16 protein-coding genes are annotated in these 17,357 nt (G+C 68.5%); 1 reads left to right on the top strand and 15 read right to left on the bottom strand.

The window, feature by feature from the left end; all coding sequences use genetic code 11:
* Positions 1 to 127: 127 nt before the first annotated feature.
* The 15 genes from ACN6O8_RS04735 to ACN6O8_RS04665 form a co-directional block, all read right to left on the bottom strand.
* Positions 128 to 1,531, bottom strand: a complete 1,404-nt coding sequence (locus tag ACN6O8_RS04735; protein WP_427989901.1) for a sigma 54-interacting transcriptional regulator — start codon at positions 1,529 to 1,531, stop codon at positions 128 to 130.
* Between the two features lie 49 nt (positions 1,532 to 1,580).
* Positions 1,581 to 3,632 (bottom strand): pilus assembly protein TadG-related protein, encoded by a 2,052-nt coding sequence (locus tag ACN6O8_RS04730; protein ID WP_427989900.1) that lies wholly within the window; start codon positions 3,630 to 3,632, stop codon positions 1,581 to 1,583.
* 91 nt (positions 3,633 to 3,723) lie between these two features.
* Positions 3,724 to 4,161 (bottom strand): DUF3613 domain-containing protein, encoded by a 438-nt coding sequence (locus ACN6O8_RS04725; RefSeq protein WP_427989899.1) that lies wholly within the window; start codon positions 4,159 to 4,161, stop codon positions 3,724 to 3,726.
* Positions 4,162 to 4,176: 15 nt separating this feature from the next.
* On the bottom strand, positions 4,177 to 5,043 hold the full coding sequence (locus ACN6O8_RS04720; protein WP_427989898.1) for a tetratricopeptide repeat protein: 867 nt from the start codon (positions 5,041 to 5,043) through the stop codon (positions 4,177 to 4,179).
* 11 nt (positions 5,044 to 5,054) lie between these two features.
* Positions 5,055 to 6,053 (bottom strand): type II secretion system F family protein, encoded by a 999-nt coding sequence (locus tag ACN6O8_RS04715; protein ID WP_427989897.1) that lies wholly within the window; start codon positions 6,051 to 6,053, stop codon positions 5,055 to 5,057.
* Positions 6,054 to 6,064: 11 nt separating this feature from the next.
* Complete coding sequence (locus ACN6O8_RS04710) at positions 6,065 to 6,994, bottom strand: type II secretion system F family protein (protein ID WP_427989896.1); 930 nt, start codon at positions 6,992 to 6,994, stop codon at positions 6,065 to 6,067.
* Positions 6,994 to 8,349 (bottom strand): CpaF family protein, encoded by a 1,356-nt coding sequence (locus ACN6O8_RS04705; protein WP_427989895.1) that lies wholly within the window; start codon positions 8,347 to 8,349, stop codon positions 6,994 to 6,996. The genes ACN6O8_RS04710 and ACN6O8_RS04705 overlap by 1 nt, the downstream gene beginning before the upstream one ends.
* Positions 8,350 to 8,370: 21 nt before the next feature.
* The gene (locus tag ACN6O8_RS04700; RefSeq protein ID WP_427989894.1) at positions 8,371 to 9,711 is read right to left on the bottom strand and encodes a pilus assembly protein CpaE; all 1,341 of its coding nucleotides are present in this window, start codon (positions 9,709 to 9,711) and stop codon (positions 8,371 to 8,373) included.
* Positions 9,708 to 11,090, bottom strand: coding sequence for a type II and III secretion system protein family protein (locus tag ACN6O8_RS04695; protein ID WP_427989893.1), 1,383 nt, complete (start codon positions 11,088 to 11,090; stop codon positions 9,708 to 9,710). The genes ACN6O8_RS04700 and ACN6O8_RS04695 overlap by 4 nt, the downstream gene beginning before the upstream one ends.
* Before the next feature lie 65 nt (positions 11,091 to 11,155).
* Positions 11,156 to 12,112, bottom strand: coding sequence for a Flp pilus assembly protein CpaB (gene cpaB, locus ACN6O8_RS04690; protein ID WP_427989892.1), 957 nt, complete (start codon positions 12,110 to 12,112; stop codon positions 11,156 to 11,158).
* The gene (locus ACN6O8_RS04685) at positions 12,109 to 12,606 is read right to left on the bottom strand and encodes a TadE/TadG family type IV pilus assembly protein (RefSeq protein WP_427989891.1); all 498 of its coding nucleotides are present in this window, start codon (positions 12,604 to 12,606) and stop codon (positions 12,109 to 12,111) included. The genes cpaB and ACN6O8_RS04685 overlap by 4 nt, the downstream gene beginning before the upstream one ends.
* A 1-nt stretch (position 12,607) precedes the next feature.
* Positions 12,608 to 13,048 (bottom strand): TadE family protein, encoded by a 441-nt coding sequence (locus ACN6O8_RS04680; RefSeq protein WP_427989890.1) that lies wholly within the window; start codon positions 13,046 to 13,048, stop codon positions 12,608 to 12,610.
* Positions 13,015 to 13,521 (bottom strand): A24 family peptidase, encoded by a 507-nt coding sequence (locus ACN6O8_RS04675; protein ID WP_427990164.1) that lies wholly within the window; start codon positions 13,519 to 13,521, stop codon positions 13,015 to 13,017. Before ACN6O8_RS04675 ends, ACN6O8_RS04680 begins: the two co-directional genes overlap by 34 nt.
* Before the next feature lie 278 nt (positions 13,522 to 13,799).
* Positions 13,800 to 13,976 carry a Flp family type IVb pilin gene (locus tag ACN6O8_RS04670; RefSeq protein WP_049072998.1) on the bottom strand — a complete coding sequence of 59 codons (177 nt, stop codon included), beginning with the start codon at positions 13,974 to 13,976 and terminating at the stop codon, positions 13,800 to 13,802.
* Positions 13,977 to 14,092: 116 nt separating this feature from the next.
* The gene (locus ACN6O8_RS04665; RefSeq protein WP_427989889.1) at positions 14,093 to 14,923 is read right to left on the bottom strand and encodes an MHYT domain-containing protein; all 831 of its coding nucleotides are present in this window, start codon (positions 14,921 to 14,923) and stop codon (positions 14,093 to 14,095) included.
* Between the two features lie 482 nt (positions 14,924 to 15,405).
* Here ACN6O8_RS04665 and ACN6O8_RS04660 point away from each other — a divergent pair, with 482 nt between their 5' ends.
* The gene (locus ACN6O8_RS04660) at positions 15,406 to 17,115 is read left to right on the top strand and encodes a ShlB/FhaC/HecB family hemolysin secretion/activation protein (RefSeq protein WP_427989888.1); all 1,710 of its coding nucleotides are present in this window, start codon (positions 15,406 to 15,408) and stop codon (positions 17,113 to 17,115) included.
* The last annotated feature ends 242 nt before the right edge of the window (positions 17,116 to 17,357 follow it).

Below are 17,357 nucleotides of genomic sequence, written 5' to 3'. Positions count from 1 at the left end.
AAAATCGTTGCGGAACTATAGCAATTTATTGCGCTCGCGGCTGTCGCGCGGGCATCGTTCACGGCCCCCTTGTCGCGGGCTAAGGGCCATTCCCTATTGCGCCCGGCCGAGGCCGCGCGCGGCCCCGTCACGAGGCCTCCACGATGCCATCGGCGGTCTCGCCCTGGCCCCCGCCCAGGTGCAGTTTGCGCATCTTTTCCCACAGCACCTTGCGACTGATGCCGAGCGTGTTGGCGGTGTCCTGACGGCGCCAGCCATTGACATCGAGCGCCGCCAGGATGCGCGCCCGCTCGGCGCGCTCGGCGTCGGTGAAAACCGGCGGTTCGCACTGGCTGCTGGCCGTGCCGCCGCGCGCGCCGGGCCCGGCCAGCGGCGCGGCCAGTTGGTCGAAGATGCGTTCGATGCGCGGCGCATCCCAGGCCTGGAACTGGCGCCGCACGATCGCCACGCGCTCGGCCACGTTGGACAGTTCGCGCACGTTGCCGGCGTAGCGGGTGCGCGCCACCCGCTCTAGCAGCCAATCCGGCGGCTCGCCCTCGGCGCCGAGCCGTTCCAGCAGGGCGCGAAAGAGCGCCGCCTTTTCCTCGGGGCCGCGCTGCTCCAGGTTGGGGATGCGCAGCTCGATCACCGCCAGCCGGTAATAGAGATCGGCGCGGAACTCGTCCTGGCCCACCAGCACCCGCAGATCCTTGTTGGTGGCGGCCACCAGGCGGAAATCCACGGGCACCTCGACGGTCGAGCCCAGCCGCGTGACCGCGCTCTGTTCCAGTACCCGCAGCAGCTTGACCTGCTGGTACAGCGGCAGGTCGCCGATCTCATCCAGAAACAGCGTGCCGCCATCGGCCTGCTCGAAGTAGCCCTTGTGCGCCCCCACCGCGCCAGTGAACGCGCCTTTGGCATGGCCGAAGAAGTGCGCTTCGAACAGGCCTTCGGGAATCGCGCCGCAATTGACCGCCACGAACGGCCCGTCCGACCAGGCGGCGCGGTCGTGCAGCAGGCGCGCGATGCGCTCCTTGCCGACGCCGGTCTCGCCGTGGATCAGCACGTTGCTGCGGCAGTCGGCGAACATCTCGGCCTCGGCCAGCAGCGCCCGCATCGGTTCGGACACCGCGATCAGCGGCTGCTCGCGGCGCGGCGCGTTGCGATTGAACTGATCCAGGGTGCCCAGCAGCTCGAACAGCAGCTTGCGCAGGTCCGAGGTGGTGAAAGCCAGCGGCAGCGTGTACGAATACTCCGGCGGGTAATAGCGCGGATCGCGGCCGCGGGCCTCGGCCGCCACCCAGATCACCGGCATGGCCTGCGCCGAGAGCCAGTCGTAGCCGCTGAAGCGGTTGTCGCCCATGACCGAGACCGAAACCAGCGCCACGGCCGGCCGCGACGGGTCGCGCGGCGGCGGAAAGGCGGTGCCGGCATCGGCCCGCACCAGCGAGACGTCCATGCCGGCCAGGCAGCGCTCGGCGCGGCTGGCGATGTCGGAGGTGCCCTCCCAGACGTAGACGTCGAATTCTTCGCGCGCGAATTTCCGGGTCATGGCGACCACCGCGCCGGCCAGGGTTGGGCAGGACTCAAGAGCTTCATCATCAGTACACCAGACGGGGCTTGCCGCAGTCCACCGACAGCAGCGATACATCGGTTTGGCCGATGCTCAGGCCAAGCAGGTCCAACAACTGCTGCAACACGGTCGACAGCATGCCCAGCAGCGGCTGCAACAGTGTCACCACGATCGACAGCACGCCGCCGACCTGGTTGCCGCCGCTCAGCGCCAGCGAGGAAACGGCGTTGACACGGCACTGGCGGATGGCGTCGGGCGTGATCGCCAGCGCGCAGGTCAGGTCGCTCAGCGGCGCCAGCAGCAGCGAATTGAGGATATTGCCCACCAGTTGCAGCGTGCCGCCCAGCACCCCGGTCAGGCCGCCGGTGGCCATGCGCTGGCCCAACTGATTGAGCGCCGTGGAAGACCACTGCATGTCGTTGACCACCTGCGAAATGGATTTGCCGGCATTGCTGCCGCCACCGCCCACCAGGGTGGTGGCCAGCGACGTGCGCTGCTCCGGGGTCAGCGGCGTGCCGGTGCCGATCAGGTCGCCCAGGATGCCGCCGACCACGGCGTCGGCCAGGTTCGAGGCCAGCGCCGCCAGGTTGACCGAAGTGGCGTTGACGGTGGCGCTGGAATTGGGCGACGGCGGTTCGGTCAGCGTGACCGACACGGGCGCGGCCGAATTGAAGATCGGCAGCGTGACCTTGCTGGTCAGCGGCAGGATGCCGAGCACGTTGAGCACCTGGTAGCGCTGGATCGCCGCGAACGAAGCGGGCTGGCAGCTATTGGTGATCGACAGGAAATTGGCCTGCACGTTGTCGACGGCGGACGCCATGCCGGGAAAGCGCCCCAGGCAGATGCTGGCGACGGACGAGGTGACGTCGATGGTGGCCTGGGACTCGGTCAGCGGCACCTGGCACAGCCGGGATACGGTGCCGGTGGACTGCGCCACGTCGATGATGACGGGCAGGTCGATCCGGGTGCCCAGCGTGCTGGCCAGCAGCGGCCCGACCAGCGGGATGTTGCTGGTGTTGGCGCGCAGGTAGACGCGGATGCCGGCGCTGCTGGCCTGCGCGCCGACGCCGCCCACGCCGATCGAGGGCGGCTCGACGATGCGCACCTGCGACTGCACGCCCAGCAGCGGCACGTTCAGGCCCAGGTTCACCAGGTTCTGGCCGTTGGCGATGACCAGCGCGGTTTCCAGCACGTTGAGCGCGTTGACGTCGGCCCGCAGCGCCGAGTCGACATCGCCGCCGGTCACGTTCAGGTCGAGCACGCCGCCGTCGCCGAACAGCTTGACCGGCAGGTTCACCGGCATCACGTTCAGCACTACGTTGATGGCATTGGTCAGCAGCCCGAGACTGGCGCCGGCGGTGTCGCCGGACTTGTTCATGACCGTCAGCGTGGCCTGCAACAACTGCCCCAGCGTCAGGTTGTTGAGCGCGGCCAACTGCGCCGGCGTGCCCACGCCGGTGGCCACCGACACCGGCAGACCCAGCGCTTCGAGCAGGCCGGACGGCGTGATGTTGACGCTCGCCAGGCCGGCGGCATCGAGCACATCCAACTGCGCCGGCGTGGCGCCGACGGTGGCCAACAGTTGCGACAACAGTCCGCCCTTCTGCAGGCGCAGCAGGCGCGAACCGACGGTGAACACCGCCACCGGCCGGGTATTGGCCGCGACCGCAACGGTCTGCACCGGCGTGCCGCCCGTGATGAAGTCCGGCAGCAGGCTTTTCAAGGTCTTGGTCAGGGTGACGCGCAGCGCGTTCGGCGCCTGTCCGCTGGCCGGATCGAACACATACATGCCGCTCGCGTCGGCGCGCGAGGTGTCCCAGACCTTGCACGCGACCGTCACGTCGCCGGCGCTGAAGGTGTCCAGGATATTGGGCACGTTGGCCAGCACCGCGGCCTGCCCGGCGGCCTGGGCGCGGCTGCAATCGGCGGGCGCGCCCAGGCCCAGCACCTGCACCGCCGACAGCGCCGCCAGGTCCGACGCCTTCTGCATTTCGCGTTTCATGTAATAGGCATAGCCCAACTGGGCCACGCCCAGCAGCACCAGGCCGACGATGACCGCGAAAACGATGGCCACCGTCATGCTGCCCCGCTGCCGCGGGCAGATCGCAGAACGAGAACGCGTGGCTGGCATGATCGCGGCTCCGGGCGTCGATGAGGCGGGCCCCGCCCCCTCAATTCGTGTTGTCGGTCTGCACCCGCTTGGTGAACCATTCGGGGATTGGCCGGGTGAAGCTGTCGAGGTAGCGGTTCCAGGCGGCGGTGGATGCCGCGCCCAGGACCGGCAGCGCCGCGCCGGCGCGGCGGCCGTCGGCCTGGGCCGCCAGCAGGCCGCGGGTGATGTCGCCGAATTCCTCCCGGGCCGACTCGGCCTGCGGCGCGGCCGGGGACGCCGGTTGCGGCATCGGTGTCTGCACCTGCTGCACCACCGGCCGCGCCGGCATCGGCGCGGCCGGGGCGGTGGCGGGCACCGGCGCGGCCGGGGCCGGGGCCGCGCCGCCGCTCATGGCGCCAGTCAGCGGCCCGTTCGACTGCGCCCGGCTGGCCCAGGGCATGGCGCCGGCCAGGATCAGCGCCAGGGAAAGCGAAACGTGGGAAGCGGTACGAAACATGGTCGGGGTTCCTGGTTAGCGCATGATGGGGCCGTTGCCCAGTCTGTCCATCAAGGGGCTCATGACCGGCAGCACAATGCCTTCGCCGCGTGACACGCGGGGGGCCGCGGTGTCGCCGGCCGCGGCCGTGGCAACCGGCGCGGCCGTCTGGCCACGGATCTCGCTGGCCAGGCGCAGCACCTGGCCGCGCGCCTCGTCGCTGAGCCCGGCGCGATCCATCACGGTGCGGGCCCGCGCCGGCTCGCCCTCGACCAGCAGCAGCAAAGCCAGGTTGGCCAGCACTTTGCCGTTCTCGGGCGCCAGCTCGGCGGCCTGGCCCAGCGGCACGCGCGCGCCGGCCGGGTCGCCGGCCCGCAGGCGCGCATAACCCAGGTCGCCCAGGATGCGCGGATCCATCGGCGACAGCTTGGCGGCGCGCGCGAAATAGTCCGCGGCCTGATCGAACTGGCCGCGCGCGCCGGCAATCAGACCCAGCCCGTGCCAGCCATCGGCGGCCTGCGCGGTGCCCACCAGGGCGCGGTAGGCCTGCTCGCTGGAGGCAGTCTGGCCGGTCTGGCGCAGCGCCTCGGCGCGCAGCACCGCAATGCGCGGGTCGTTGCCGAACTTCTGCTGGTACGCGTCGATATAGGCCAGCGACGCGAAATAGCGCTCCTGGCGCTGCGACTCGGCGATCATCGACAGCATCATTTCGGGCTCGGCCGGCTTGCGGCGGTTCTCGGCTTCGTCCTCGCGCTGGCGCATCAGCGCCTGTTCCTGCTGCTGTTGCTGGATCAGTTGCCACGCGCTTTCGGCATTGTTGCCCTGGCAACCGGCCAACGTCCCGGCGCCCGCCGCCAGCGCCGCCACCAGGATCCCCCGCCGCGCATACCGCGCCCTTCCCATGCCGCCCGCCATCACATGCCCCCCATGCGCGACAAGCCGCGCAACACCGCCACGAAGCCCGCGCCGCCGGTCACGATCAACAAGGCCGGCAACAGGGTCACAATCATGACCGCCGTCATCTTGACGGTGGTCTTGCCCACTTTTTCCTTCAGTTCCAGGCGGCGCTTCTCGCGCAGGCGCTCGCCGAAGCGGTTCAACGGTTCCTGCACCGCGCCGCCGTGCTGGTCGACCTGCGCGATCAGGCGGCAGATGGCCGACAGGTCGTCGTTGTCGAAGCCGGCGGCCAACCGCGCCAGCGACTGCTCGCGGGTCCGGCCGCGCACATACAGCTCGGACGCCAGCCGCAGCTCGTACGCCAGCACCGGCAGCACCTGGTCGAATTCCTTGGTCAGCACCTGCAGGCTCTGGTCGATCGACAGGCCCACTCCTTGCAGCAGGCGCAGCAGGTCGATCAGCAGCGGCAATTCGTTGGCGGCCTGCTTGCGGCGCCGCGACAGGCGCCGGCGCACGAACCACTTTGGCAGCATGTAGCCGATGGCGAAACCGAAGAACGCGGCCACGAACGACCCCAGCGAGCCGCCGACACTGCGTCCCAGGTCCAGCGCCACCGCCGCCGCCGGCAGCAGCAGCGCCAGCGCGAAGCGCGCCACGATGAAACGCAGCCGCGCCGTGACCGGGTTCTGGTAGCCCGCCATGTCGACCAGCTTGCGATCCTCGCCGGCCAGCAGGGCCTCGGCGAAGCGGCCTTCGCTCAGGCGTTTGCCGAACGAATCGGCGGCGCGGGTCGCGGCCGCCAGGCGCCCCTGCATGCCCTCGGCCGGCGGCGCGGCGGCCGGCGCGCTGGCGCGCCCCTGGCGCGTGGCCAGGGCCTGCTCCACCACCTGGCGGCTGCGGTCCTGCCCGCGCAGGCGCCGCGCCATGCTCAGGCCCAGGATCAGCAAGGCGGCGGCCACCAGCATCAGCGCCAGCGCCAGCACGGTCGAGACATTCCAGGCGTCGATCGCGGGCATGGGCGGCGTCCTCAAATGGCCTTGGCCATGCGATACAGGATGTACGAGCCGCCCAACTGCAGGCAGACCGCCGTCATCAGCATCTTGAAACCCAGCGGGTCGACCCAAAGCCCCATGAACAGGTCGTTGTTGGCCACCATGATGAAGCCGGCGATGCCCAGCGGCAGCAGCGCCAGGATCCAGGCCGACAAGCGGATTTCGGCCGAGCTGGCCGACAGTTCGGCGCGCGCCTGGCCGATGTCGCGCATGAACGCGGCCATGCGCTCTAGCACCTGGTCGCTGCGGCCGCCAAAGCGCAGCGCCACCGAGACCACCGCCGCCACCATGTAAAGCTCTTTCATGTCGTACTGGCGCGAAACCTGCACCAGCGCGGCGTCCAGTTCCTTGGCCGAGCGGCTCAGCGCGGCGGCGGTCTCGACCACTTCGCGCAGCGGCTCGTCGGTGGCGGCCGCCGCGGTCTGGAAGGCCGCCGCCATGCTGTTGCCGATGGTGACCAGGCGCACAATGTTGTCCAGGAACGCCGGCAATTGCGAGACACGGCGGCGCTGGCGCCGGTCGGCGCGCAGCCACAGCAGGAAGTAGGCGAACACCGTCAGCAGCACCAGCGCCACCAGGGCCGAAAGCCAGCCCAGGAAGGCCCCGGCCAGCAGCGCGCCCCCCACAATGGGCAGAATCAGCCTGGCGTAGAAAGCGGGACTCTGGCGCACCCCGCCCTGCAACAACAGCATGTCCCAGCGCGAGAACCCGCTGCGCAAGGCGCGCGCGCCCTGCGCGAAGGGCAGCCTGCCGCTGGCCGGCGCGCCGCGGCCGCGGCGCAACTGGTCTTCGAGGAAGGCGGAACTGGCGGCCCGCCGCTGGCCGTGAGTGGCATGGCGCCACAGCAGCACCGCCGCCAACGCCAGCACCAGCGCCAATCCCGCGATCACCCCGGCTTGCAGCATCAGCGCCTCCTGCTCCAGAAGCCGCCGCCATCCGACTCGGGCGGCGTGTTGTCGGCGGGCCGTTGCTCGTTGCGCAGTTTGGCCAGCTTGGGCGTGTGCGGATGGATGCCGAGCCAGTTCCAGCGGTCTTTTTCCTCGCCCTCGGGCGTGGCGAAGGTTTCGTGGCGGTACAGTTCCTGGGTCGAGATCACGCTGTCGCCCATGCCGGTGACCTCGGTCACCGACAGCACCCGGCGCTTGCCGTTGGACAGGCGGCCGATCTGCACGATGAAGTCGAGCGCGCTGGCGATCTGGCGCCGCAGGCTGTCCTCGCTGCCCTGAAAGCCGGCAAAGCCCGCCAGCATCTCGATCCGGTACAGGCATTCGCGCGGCGAGTTGGCGTGGATGGTGGCCATGGAGCCCTCGTGGCCGGTGTTCATGGCCTGCAGCATGTCCATGACCTCGGCGCCGCGCACTTCGCCCACCACCACGCGGTCGGGGCGCATGCGCAGGCTGTTGCGGATCAGTTCGCGGATGCTGACCGCGCCGCTGCCATCGAACCCGCCCTGGCGCGACTCCAGCCGCACCACGTGCGGGTGGTTGAGCGACAGCTCGGCCGTGTCCTCCACCGTCACCACGCGCTCGGTCTCGGGAATGAAGAACGCCAGCGCGTTCAGCAGCGAGGTCTTGCCCGAGCTGGTGCCGCCGGACACCAGGATGTTGCAGCGGTTCTTCACCGCCTCGTGCAACAGGCGGTAGATTTCCTCATCGAAGGTGCCCAGCGTCAGCAGGTCGGCCGGCTTGAGCGGATCCTGGCGGAACTTGCGGATCGAGACCATCGGGCCGTCCACCGCCAGCGGCTCGATCACCACGTTCAGGCGCCCGCCGTCGGGCAGGCGCGCGTCCACCATGGGGCTGGACTCGTCCAGCCGGCGGCCGATCGGCGCCAGGATGCGGCGCACGATGCGCAGCACGTGCTGGTTGTCGGTGAAGCGCAGCGTCTCGCGCGCCAGCACGCCGCGGCGCGACACGAACACGTTGTCATAGCCGTTGATCAGGATGTCCTCGACCGCGGGATCGGCCAGCAGGTCTTCCAGCGGCCCCAGGCCGGCCAGTTCCTTGGTCAGGGCCTCGGCGATCTGGCGCATTTCGCCTTCGTTGATCGGCACCCGCCGCAGACGCACGAAGCTGGCCACCTCGATGTCGACGAACTCCTGGATCGCCGAGCGCGCCCAGCGGCCGAACTCCGCCCCCAGCTCCTCGATGCGCGAGAGCAGGTGCTCGTAGGCCGCCGTCTTCACTTCCTGGAAGCGGTTGGACGAGGCGAAACCCTTGTCGCCATCGCCGCCGAATTCTATGGTCGCTGTCATGATCATGTGGGATCCCGCCGCCTTCGGTTACTCGACCACCATGCGGCGGTGCACACCGGGCAGCCAGGTGGCCAGCCAGCCTGCCCGGCCGCCGGGCGTGTTTTCTTCGGCGCTCAATTTCTCGGCCAGCGCCTGCACCGCGCGCACATAGACGTCGCGCTCGGCTTCCTCGTGCAGCAGGTGGCCCTGGTTGGTGCAGACCATCAGCGCCAGCGTGCGATCCGGCAGCGTGCCGACCAGTTCGAGCTGGAAGCGCTCGGCGATCTGCTGCGCCGTCATGCCGTAGCGCTCGTCGTAGCGGTTGACGATCAGGCCCAGGCTGCGGCGTTCCACGTGCAACTGTTCGAGCTCCTGCAACAGCCCGGCCAGCGACACCAGCGCGCCCACGCTCTGGTCGGTGACGATCCAGTTCTGCTGCGAGGCGCGCGCCAGGCCGGCCACGAATTCGGGATTGGTGAATCCGCCCGAATCGGCCACCACCACGCCGAAATGCTGGCGCATGCGCTCGAACACCAGCAGCGAGTCGGACTGCGACACATCGCGCATCTGGCCAAGGTCGCGCGGCAGCGCCAGCACGCTCAGGCCGTTGGCGGTATGCGACATGGCCGAGCTCAGCAAGGTCGAGTCGAGCCGGCGCAGATTGCGCGCCGCCTCGGCGAAGTCGAAATCGCCGCCGATGTTCAGGTACAACTGGCAATCGCCCACCGGCCAGCCCAGATCCATCAGCGCCACCCGGCTGGCCAGGGGCAGTTGGCCGCCGCCGGCGGCGGCCGGCTTGGCGCTCTTGGCGTTCGCGGCCGCGGCGCGCGCGGCGTGCTGGTGCTTGAGCCGGTCCTGCACCATGCCCGCCAGATGCACCGCCAGGGTACTGGTGCCCACGCCCGGACGCGCGCCCAGCAGCAGCACGCTGCGGCGCGAACCATCCATGCGGCCGCCGCCGGCCGGCACGTCCAGCAGGCGCTGCACCACGTCCTTGACTTCCCGCGGCGCCACGGTCGGATCGACGAAATCGCTGACGCCGGCGCGCAACGCGGCGATGGCCCCTTCCGGCTGGCTCAGCAGGCCCACCGCCACGCGCGGGATCGCCGGCGCGATGCGCGCCAGCAGACGCGCCAGTTCGGCCGACTTGAACAGCTTGCCCGGGTCGTCATCGCTCAAGGTGAAGTCCAGGAACACCACCTGCGGCTCGATTTCGGCCAGGCGCCTGCCCAGCGCTTCGACGCCCGGGACTTCCTGGGTCAACATCCCCATGTCGCCCAGCGCCTGCCCGAGCTGCGCGGCCACGCCGTCGCCCTTGGAACAAAACAGAAACCGGTTGCCGTTCTGCAAGCCAACCCACTCCCTGGCATGTGTCTTCATATCGCTCACCGTGAGAAACCCGGCATTTGCTGCCCGCCCACAGGGCCCATCAGGTAGTACCCCCAGGCGTTGAACGCGGTGTCGGTCGCCTCCTGCCTGGCCCCGGGCAGCGGCAGGGTGACGCCGCGCGCAATGGGCCGCACCAGGCGCGGCGTTACCACGATCACCAGCTCGGTGTCCTCCTGCGTGTAGTCGACGCTGCGGAAAAACGAACCAATGATGGGCAGATCGCCCAGCATCGGCACCTTGTTGACCAGCGCCTTGGTCTGGCGCGACACCAGGCCGCTGATAACGAAGCTCTCGCCATCGCCCAGTTCCACCGTGGTGTCGGCGCGGCGCGTGCGCAGGGCCGGGATCAAGGTGGTCGAATTGGTGCCGTTGGACACCGCAATGGCATTGCCGTAGTCCAGTTCGCTCGCCTCCGGCGCCACCTTCAGCGCGATGCGCTCGCGCGACAGCACCGTCGGCGTGACCGTCAGGCCGATACCGAACGGCTTGAAGGTCACCGTCGTGGTGCCAAGGCCGCCCGCCTCGGGAATCGGCAATTCACCGCCGGCCAGGAAGCTGGCGCTCTGCCCCGTCAGCGCGACCAGCGTCGGCTCGGCCAGCACGCGGGCCATGCCGTTGTTCTGCAGCAGCCGCAGGCGCGCGCTGAAATCGTTGGAGTCGTAGAACAGCGAGAAGCCCGAGGCCAGCGCCGCGCCCTTGGTGAATCCCAACGGCGCCGGAAAACCATCCGGCGTGATCGAGTTGGTGCCGCCCCAGGGACCGCTGCGGCCGGCAAAGCTGATGCCTGCCTGCTTCATGACCGAGCGCGATACCTCGACCACTTTGACCTCGACCTGCACCACGCCGCCGGTGCCCGCGGTGGACACATCGACCACATTCTTGTCGCCCACCGCCGCGCGGGCCGCGGCCACCGAGGCCTGGTGCGACAGCGGCGAGTCGGCCTGCCCCGAGACCAGCGCGCGCTCGCCCGCCACGTCCACGTTGGCGCCGCCGCTCACGCCCCGCCCGGCCATCACCTGCTGGACGTCGCCGGCCACCCGCAGATTCCAGCGCTGCGGCTCGCCGTTGGCGCCGCTCCAGACCTGCAATTGCGTGGTTCCCGGCTTCTTGCCATACAACAGCAGCGCTGCCTGCCGCTTGCCGGAAGCCGGCAGCACCTTGACGTCGGCCACCTCGGGATCGCCGATGGCGATGCGCGCCGGCGCGCCGTCCAGCATCAGTGTCTGCTGGCCCTTGACGCCAAGCACGATGTCGCGGACGGGCGCGCTGGCGCCGGGGGCCGTCTGCTGCGCGCTCTGCGCCAGGCCGGCCGGGCCGTATGTCATTGCCGCTGCGGCCGACAGGACGCAGATCAGGGAGGTGCGCTGAAATCTCTTCATTTGCTGGATCTGATTGACAGGTAAGGTCCAGCCGCGGGCGGCACCTGGCCACGCGCAGCCACGTTTCAATAGCGCACGCGCTCGGATTTGTCTCCTCGCAGTATTTCCACCGACCGGCCGCCGCCGCCACCGCCGGCCGCGCGCGCTGGCGCGGTTCTGGCCGCCGGGGTGGGGGCATCCAATTGCGCCAGGCTGTCGCCGGCATAGGCGCGGTTGGGGCCGCTTTGCAGTTGCTCGCGCTGTTCCGGTGTCAGGTCGGCGCGCGCCGGCAGCACCGCGCTGCGCTGCGCGAACAGTCGCGGATCGGGCTGGCCGTCGTCCCCGATCGGCCGCAGGGCCAATTGCAGGCGGCCCGAGCGGCTGGCCAGCACCAGCTCGTTGACCCGATCGACCGGCACCGCCAGCACGGCGGTCCGGGCCGGCTGTCCGGGCGGGCCGGGCAGCGCCGTTTTTTCCTCGGGGCCATCGAGCGAGGCCGCGCCATACGCCAGCACCCGCACCTGCGATTGCAGCAGGCGCGCCTGCCCCCCCGGGATTTCGACGCCCTTATCGAGCATGAAGAACACGTCCACCAGGTCGCCCGGCGCGATGCGGTTGGCGCCGCCCACCACCTCATCGACGGCGATCGCCAGCGCGCGCTCGCCCGGCTTGAGCTGACGCGCCAGGCCCTGCGCCAGCATGCTGGGCAACAGCGGGTCGCCCGCGGCCACATCGACCCGCGTGTACGCCCCCTGCAACGGCGCAATCGCGCTGTAGCTGCCCGACAGCGCCACCTGCCACTGGTCCACCTTGAGCATCCTGTCGCCGTCGATGCGTGTGCCGGCCGGGATCGCCGCGGCCGCCACCACCACCGGATAGCGCTTGGCCGGCGCCTCGGCCGGCGCGGGCGCGGACGCCGCGACCGGGCCCGCCGGCGCCGGTGCTGGCGCCGGCGGCGCCGACGCCAGGCGCCAGGCCACGAACGCCAGCACGATACCCGCCGCCAGCAACACGCCCGCGATGATTTTGCTCAGACTGCTCATGGTGTCCCTTGGGAAATTTGCACGATGGCTTTGGACGACAGCCGGGTCGGAATCCAGTTCTTGTCCGTTCCCGGCAGCATCGCGATGAATGCCTGGAAGGTCGAGAGCACCGGCCAGGCCTGCACATCGAACGTCATGGCCACGGTGCTGCACTGGGCGGCCCGCCCGCCCGCGCCGCTCCAGCCGCACGGCGCGCTGGTGGCCGCGCAGGCCACCGCCGACCCGCCGCCGAACACGCTCATGGCCGCCGAACAGGCGGCGCCGGGCACGTCCGCCTGGCCGGCGAAACGCGCGTGGAGCGCGGCCCGCGCGCCTTCCGCGGCCGCCGCGGCCAGTTGCTGCTGCATCCAGAACAGCACGCCATAGCCGACCACGGCGCACACGAACATCAACAGCATCGTCACCATCAGCGAGAATTCGAGCGAGGCGATGCCGCGCTGGCCACGGGCGCGGCCGCGCGCGGCGGCGGCATCGGCGACGACGCGCTCGTGCATGTCAGTTGCTCCCATCCAGGGCATTGCCCAGGTGAACCGTGGCGCGGGCGCTCAGCACGCTGGAGGGCGGCATCAGGGCCTGCGCCAGGAAGGGGAAATTGGGAATCAAGGGATTGGCGCCATAGGGGTAGCTGACGGTCACCTCGATCTGGTCGGCGTTCAGCGGCTGGCCGCTGCAGGCGCCACCGGCGCTGCTGCTGAGCGCGCCCGACGCCCCGCACACCGCCACGGCCACGGCGGCCGAGGACATGGTGGTGATCCAGGCGGCGCGATCCAGCGCGATATCGCGGCCGGCATTGGCGCGCACGGTCAGCGAGGCGGCGCCCGGCTGCCATTGCAGCACCTTGCGGGCGCCATCCTGCGCGGCCAGGGTGACGGAATGCTGCGCGGTGAACACCAGGGCGTACGTCAGGATCGCGTAGAACACCAGGAAAAACACCACGAATACCAGTCCGAATTCGAGGGAATAAACGCCACGCTGAGCGCGGCCGCGCCCAGGTAGGCGCCGTAGGGGATCTGGCGGGCCCGCGGTGACAGCGCCCGGCCGCGGGAAATGAACAGGTACAGCAAGGCATGCAGGCCGGCCAGCAGGCTGGCGGCCACCAGCGTCAGCACCAGCGGCGCAAAGCCCGTCAGCAGCCCCAGAATGGCGATCGCCTTGACGTCGCCCGCGCCCATCAGGCGCCGCGTCCAGAGCGGGAAAAACGGCAAGGCCAGCGCGAATCCGGCCAAGGCCATGGGCCAGCCGGCCCAGCGCGGCGGATACCCCCATGCCGGCGTCAGCCAGGCCGCCAGCAACCACAGCGCCTGGGCCGCGAAGCCCGCGACGATGAGCGTGTTGGGTACGCGGCGATCGCGCACATCGGTGTACATCAACACCAGATTCCAGCATGCGAACAACAACCACCACAGCACTTCCCCTGGATACAAGGCAGGACCTTCTGACGGTTTCGGATTCAACGACGGGAGTGTCCGTTCAGACGAACACCGTCTCCTTTCTCTGACTGACGGGCAAAACCTGCCCGCCGCCGGCGTTCACGCCGCCGCGCCTGACGCCGTCAATCCGCAACCGCCCGAAGCCGCTGCGCGGGAAGCGTTGTCAACATCGATCCGCGCCAGGCGGAGCGGCAGGCCCGACCGTCCGAGTGCCCAGGCCAGCGCCAGGCGCACCAAGGCGGCCGGGGCCTTCGGCCTCACTTGGACGCGTTGGCGAGCTTGGCTTGCAGCGACGTGAACAGGCCGCTGAGCGCGCCCGTGAAGGTCGCCAAAGCCGCCACCAGCGCCACCGCGATGGTGCCCGCGATCAACCCGTATTCCAGGGCGGTGATCCCTTCTTCTTCGTTCCAGAACTGCGCGAGTTTCGCTTTCATGTCGAGCTCCTGAGGTCCCGCTTGATGATCGAGCCATGCCGTGGGGACGGCGCTGGCCCCCTAAGCCCGGAACAGCCGGCGCGCGGGCGGGTTCCGCCGGCGCCCTCCGGGTACCGCTAACCCGGTCCCAGGGTGGAGCCGGGCGCCCTGCCCGGCTCCACCACCGGAGCCGATTCGATGATCGAATCGATGCGTTGCGCCAGGCGCGCGCGAAACCGGCGCGACGCCCGTTGCAGATGCCAGCGCATCACCAGCAGCATGACGGCCGACAGCGCGAACGCGATGTACGGCAGCAGCACTCCGCCGATCTGCAGGCTGGAAAAATCCCGCGGGGTGGTGCAGACCACCGTGCCGGCGGCCGCGCCCGTGTAATGCATGCCGCACACCGCGATCGCCATCAAAACGGCCGCCGCGACGCGCTGCAACTCATTCTGCGTGTTGAAAGCCAGCCATAATGCGGCTGACGCGGCGATTACGGCTATCAATACCGATAAAACAACCATCGGCAGATTCCAGATAAATACCGCCGGCATGCGCATGGCGCTGATACCGACATAATGCATCGCCGCCACGCCCAGGCCGGCGGCCAGGCCCCCCACCAGGCAGCGCATGAATGTGAAATGGTCGCGGCCCACATACCAGAAGGCCCACCCGGAAAAACCCGCCGCCACCAGGAAGCTGAGTACCGTCAGCCCCACCTGGTAGCCCACGCCGAACGGCAGCTCCTGCGCCTGCATGCCGATGAAATGCATGCTCCAGATACCGACACCCCCCATCGCCAGGGCGCCGATGAGGATGTAACCGATGCGGATCTCGCCGTCCTGCATTTCGGTGCGGATGCCCACGGCGGCCAGCAGCGCGACGTAGGAGCCGAGCGCCGCGATCAGGAACGACAGCGCCACCAGACCGGCATTGAACGCGAGCGGAACGATGTCGCCCGGGTTCATGCGGGGCCCCAGTGGGCCGGCCGCCGGCCAGGCTTTGGCGGCGGCATGCAAGCGACGATTGCGTTGCAGTCATCCTGGTCCATCTGCGGACTCCCGAGAGCCGTTAAACCCGAAGTGTTTTGAAATTTTTATATAGTCTTATCTATTAACAATTAATACACATCAGGGTTTATACCAATATTCGCAACGCTGCGACAGCGCACTTGTAACGAATACCCGAAAATTCGCCACGGTCATTATGAGGAATACCGATAAACCCTGAATCGGGTGCCGTCGATATTGCCTTTCATTTCTTTCTGTTGTTATATCCACGTGTCGCCCAAGCGCGTGAAATAATTTGTCATTATCATGGAGCGCTGGCACCATGCCGGCTGGACGGCGCAACATTTTTATATAGCGGCTCCACATATTTACGCCCCGGTTCAGGCCATTTTCGAATACCTGTTTGAACGGCGCTTGCGGCAAACGAGAGACAACACGGCATGAGACGCACGCTTCCTGCAAGTCCGCTTTCCCTCGCCCTGATCTGCACGCTGGCCGCCCCGGGCGCGGCCCACGCCGACGGCCCCTTGCGCGGCAACCCTGTCGACGCCATGCCGCCGATCGAAAGGCCTCCGGCCGCTACGCAGCCGCCGCCGGTAGTGCAGGCTCAGACGCCGGAGCAACTGGCGCTGCAGGCGCGACTGGCGCAGCGCATCGTGCCGCGCCACTTCGATGTCACCGGCGTGCACGCCCTGCCGTTCGAGGAGGTCGCCAATCTGCTCTCGCCACTGTCGGGCAAGGAGATCAGCCTGGGCGAGCTGGTGCAGCAGGTCGACAGGATCACCCAGCTCTACCGCGACCGCGGCTATCCGCTGTCCTTTGCACTGGTGCAGAACCAGACCTTCGCCAACGGCCTGGTGGTGGTCACCGTGGTGGAAGGCTATATCGGCACGGTGCGCATCGAAGGCGACATCGGCAACGCCCAGGACCGGCTGGAATCGCTGGCCGAACCGCTCAGGCAGGAAAAGCCGCTCAAGCAGGCTACCCTGGAACGCGTGCTGAACCTGATGCGCACGGTGCCCGGCGTGAAGTTCACGCCGTCGCTGGACCTGCCGCGGCGCGCCGATGGCGCCACCGAGCTGGTGCTGGCGGCCTCGCGCCAGCCGGTCAGCCTGACCGGCGGCGTGGCGGATCTGGGCACCGGCATGCAACCGCTGGTGAATCTGGCCACCAACAGCCTCACGCCGCTGGGCGAACAGGTCAAGCTGACGGCGTCGGTGCCCTTGAACACCGACGAGGTCAAATACGTCTCCGGCGAGATCCGGGTGCCGCTGGGCAACGACGGCCTGGCCGTCAAGGTGGACGGCTACCACTATGACGCGCGGCCCAAGGACGACGCCATCGAGTACCTGGGCTTTAACCGCCGGGTCAAGAACGACCGCATCGGCGTCGGCGTCAGCTATCCGCTCCTGCTCAACAACACCCGGTCGCTAACCGGCACGCTGGGCGTCTACGCCGCCAATTCCAAGGACCGCTACGAGGCCAAGCAATCCGACCGCTGGTTGCAGCAGGACGCGCAGGTGCGCGCCGCCAACCTCGAAATGCGCTACATCCAGGTATCGGAGTCGATGACGTCGGACGTGACGCTGGCGGTCGCCAAAGGCTTCGACGGCGCCGGCGCCAAGAAGGAGATCAGCTCCAACTACGGCTACGCCGCGGTGCCGATCCTGGATCTGGACTTCACCCGCTACAACCTGAACGCCAAGCAGACCTTCGCCCTGCCCGCGCAGTTCGGCCTGACCCTGTCAGGCGCCGCCCAGTATTCGAGCAATATCCTGCCGTCTTCCGAGCAGGTGTCGTACGGCAGTTGGCGTTATGCGATGGGTTATCCGCAGGGCGAGCAAAGCGGCGACAAGGGTGTCGGGGTGTCCGCCGAAATCAATCGCCGCTTCGGTACCGGCTGGCAGTACCTGACCAACGTGCAGCCCTATGCGCTGATCGACTATGCCCGCACCTGGTACAACAACTCGAGCCTGCAGCAATTGAACCAACGCCACCTGTCATCGGTGGCGCTGGGGCTGCGCTTTACCGACGACAAGTATTACCTGTTTGATTTCAACGTGGCCAAGCCGATCGGTTCCGCCACCGTCAATGACAACCGCAACGTGCGCTTCAACGCCAATTACTCGTTGTATTACGACGCCTTCTGATTTGCGCCGTCGCGGCCCCGCCCCCTGCCCGCGCCCGTTTCGACGGGCGTTCTTTTTGGGCTGTTGGGCACACCGCGTTACGTAACGTCGCCCGTAACGTAACGGCCGATAGCCGCCCGGACGTAACATTCGCAGGTGGCGCGTGATCGTAAAAATGGGGGATTCCCAATATTGGTACAAACCCTCCGTTTAATCCATAACCAATTGATTTTTAAGAATTTTTTAAATAAAGAAAATCTCAG

The sequence above is a fragment of the Achromobacter sp. genome (assembly GCF_050285565.1).
Taxonomy (GTDB): Bacteria; Pseudomonadota; Gammaproteobacteria; order Burkholderiales; family Burkholderiaceae_B; genus Achromobacter.
Note: the sequence above shows the minus strand (reverse complement) of the source record. Positions and strands in the feature narration are given on the sequence as shown.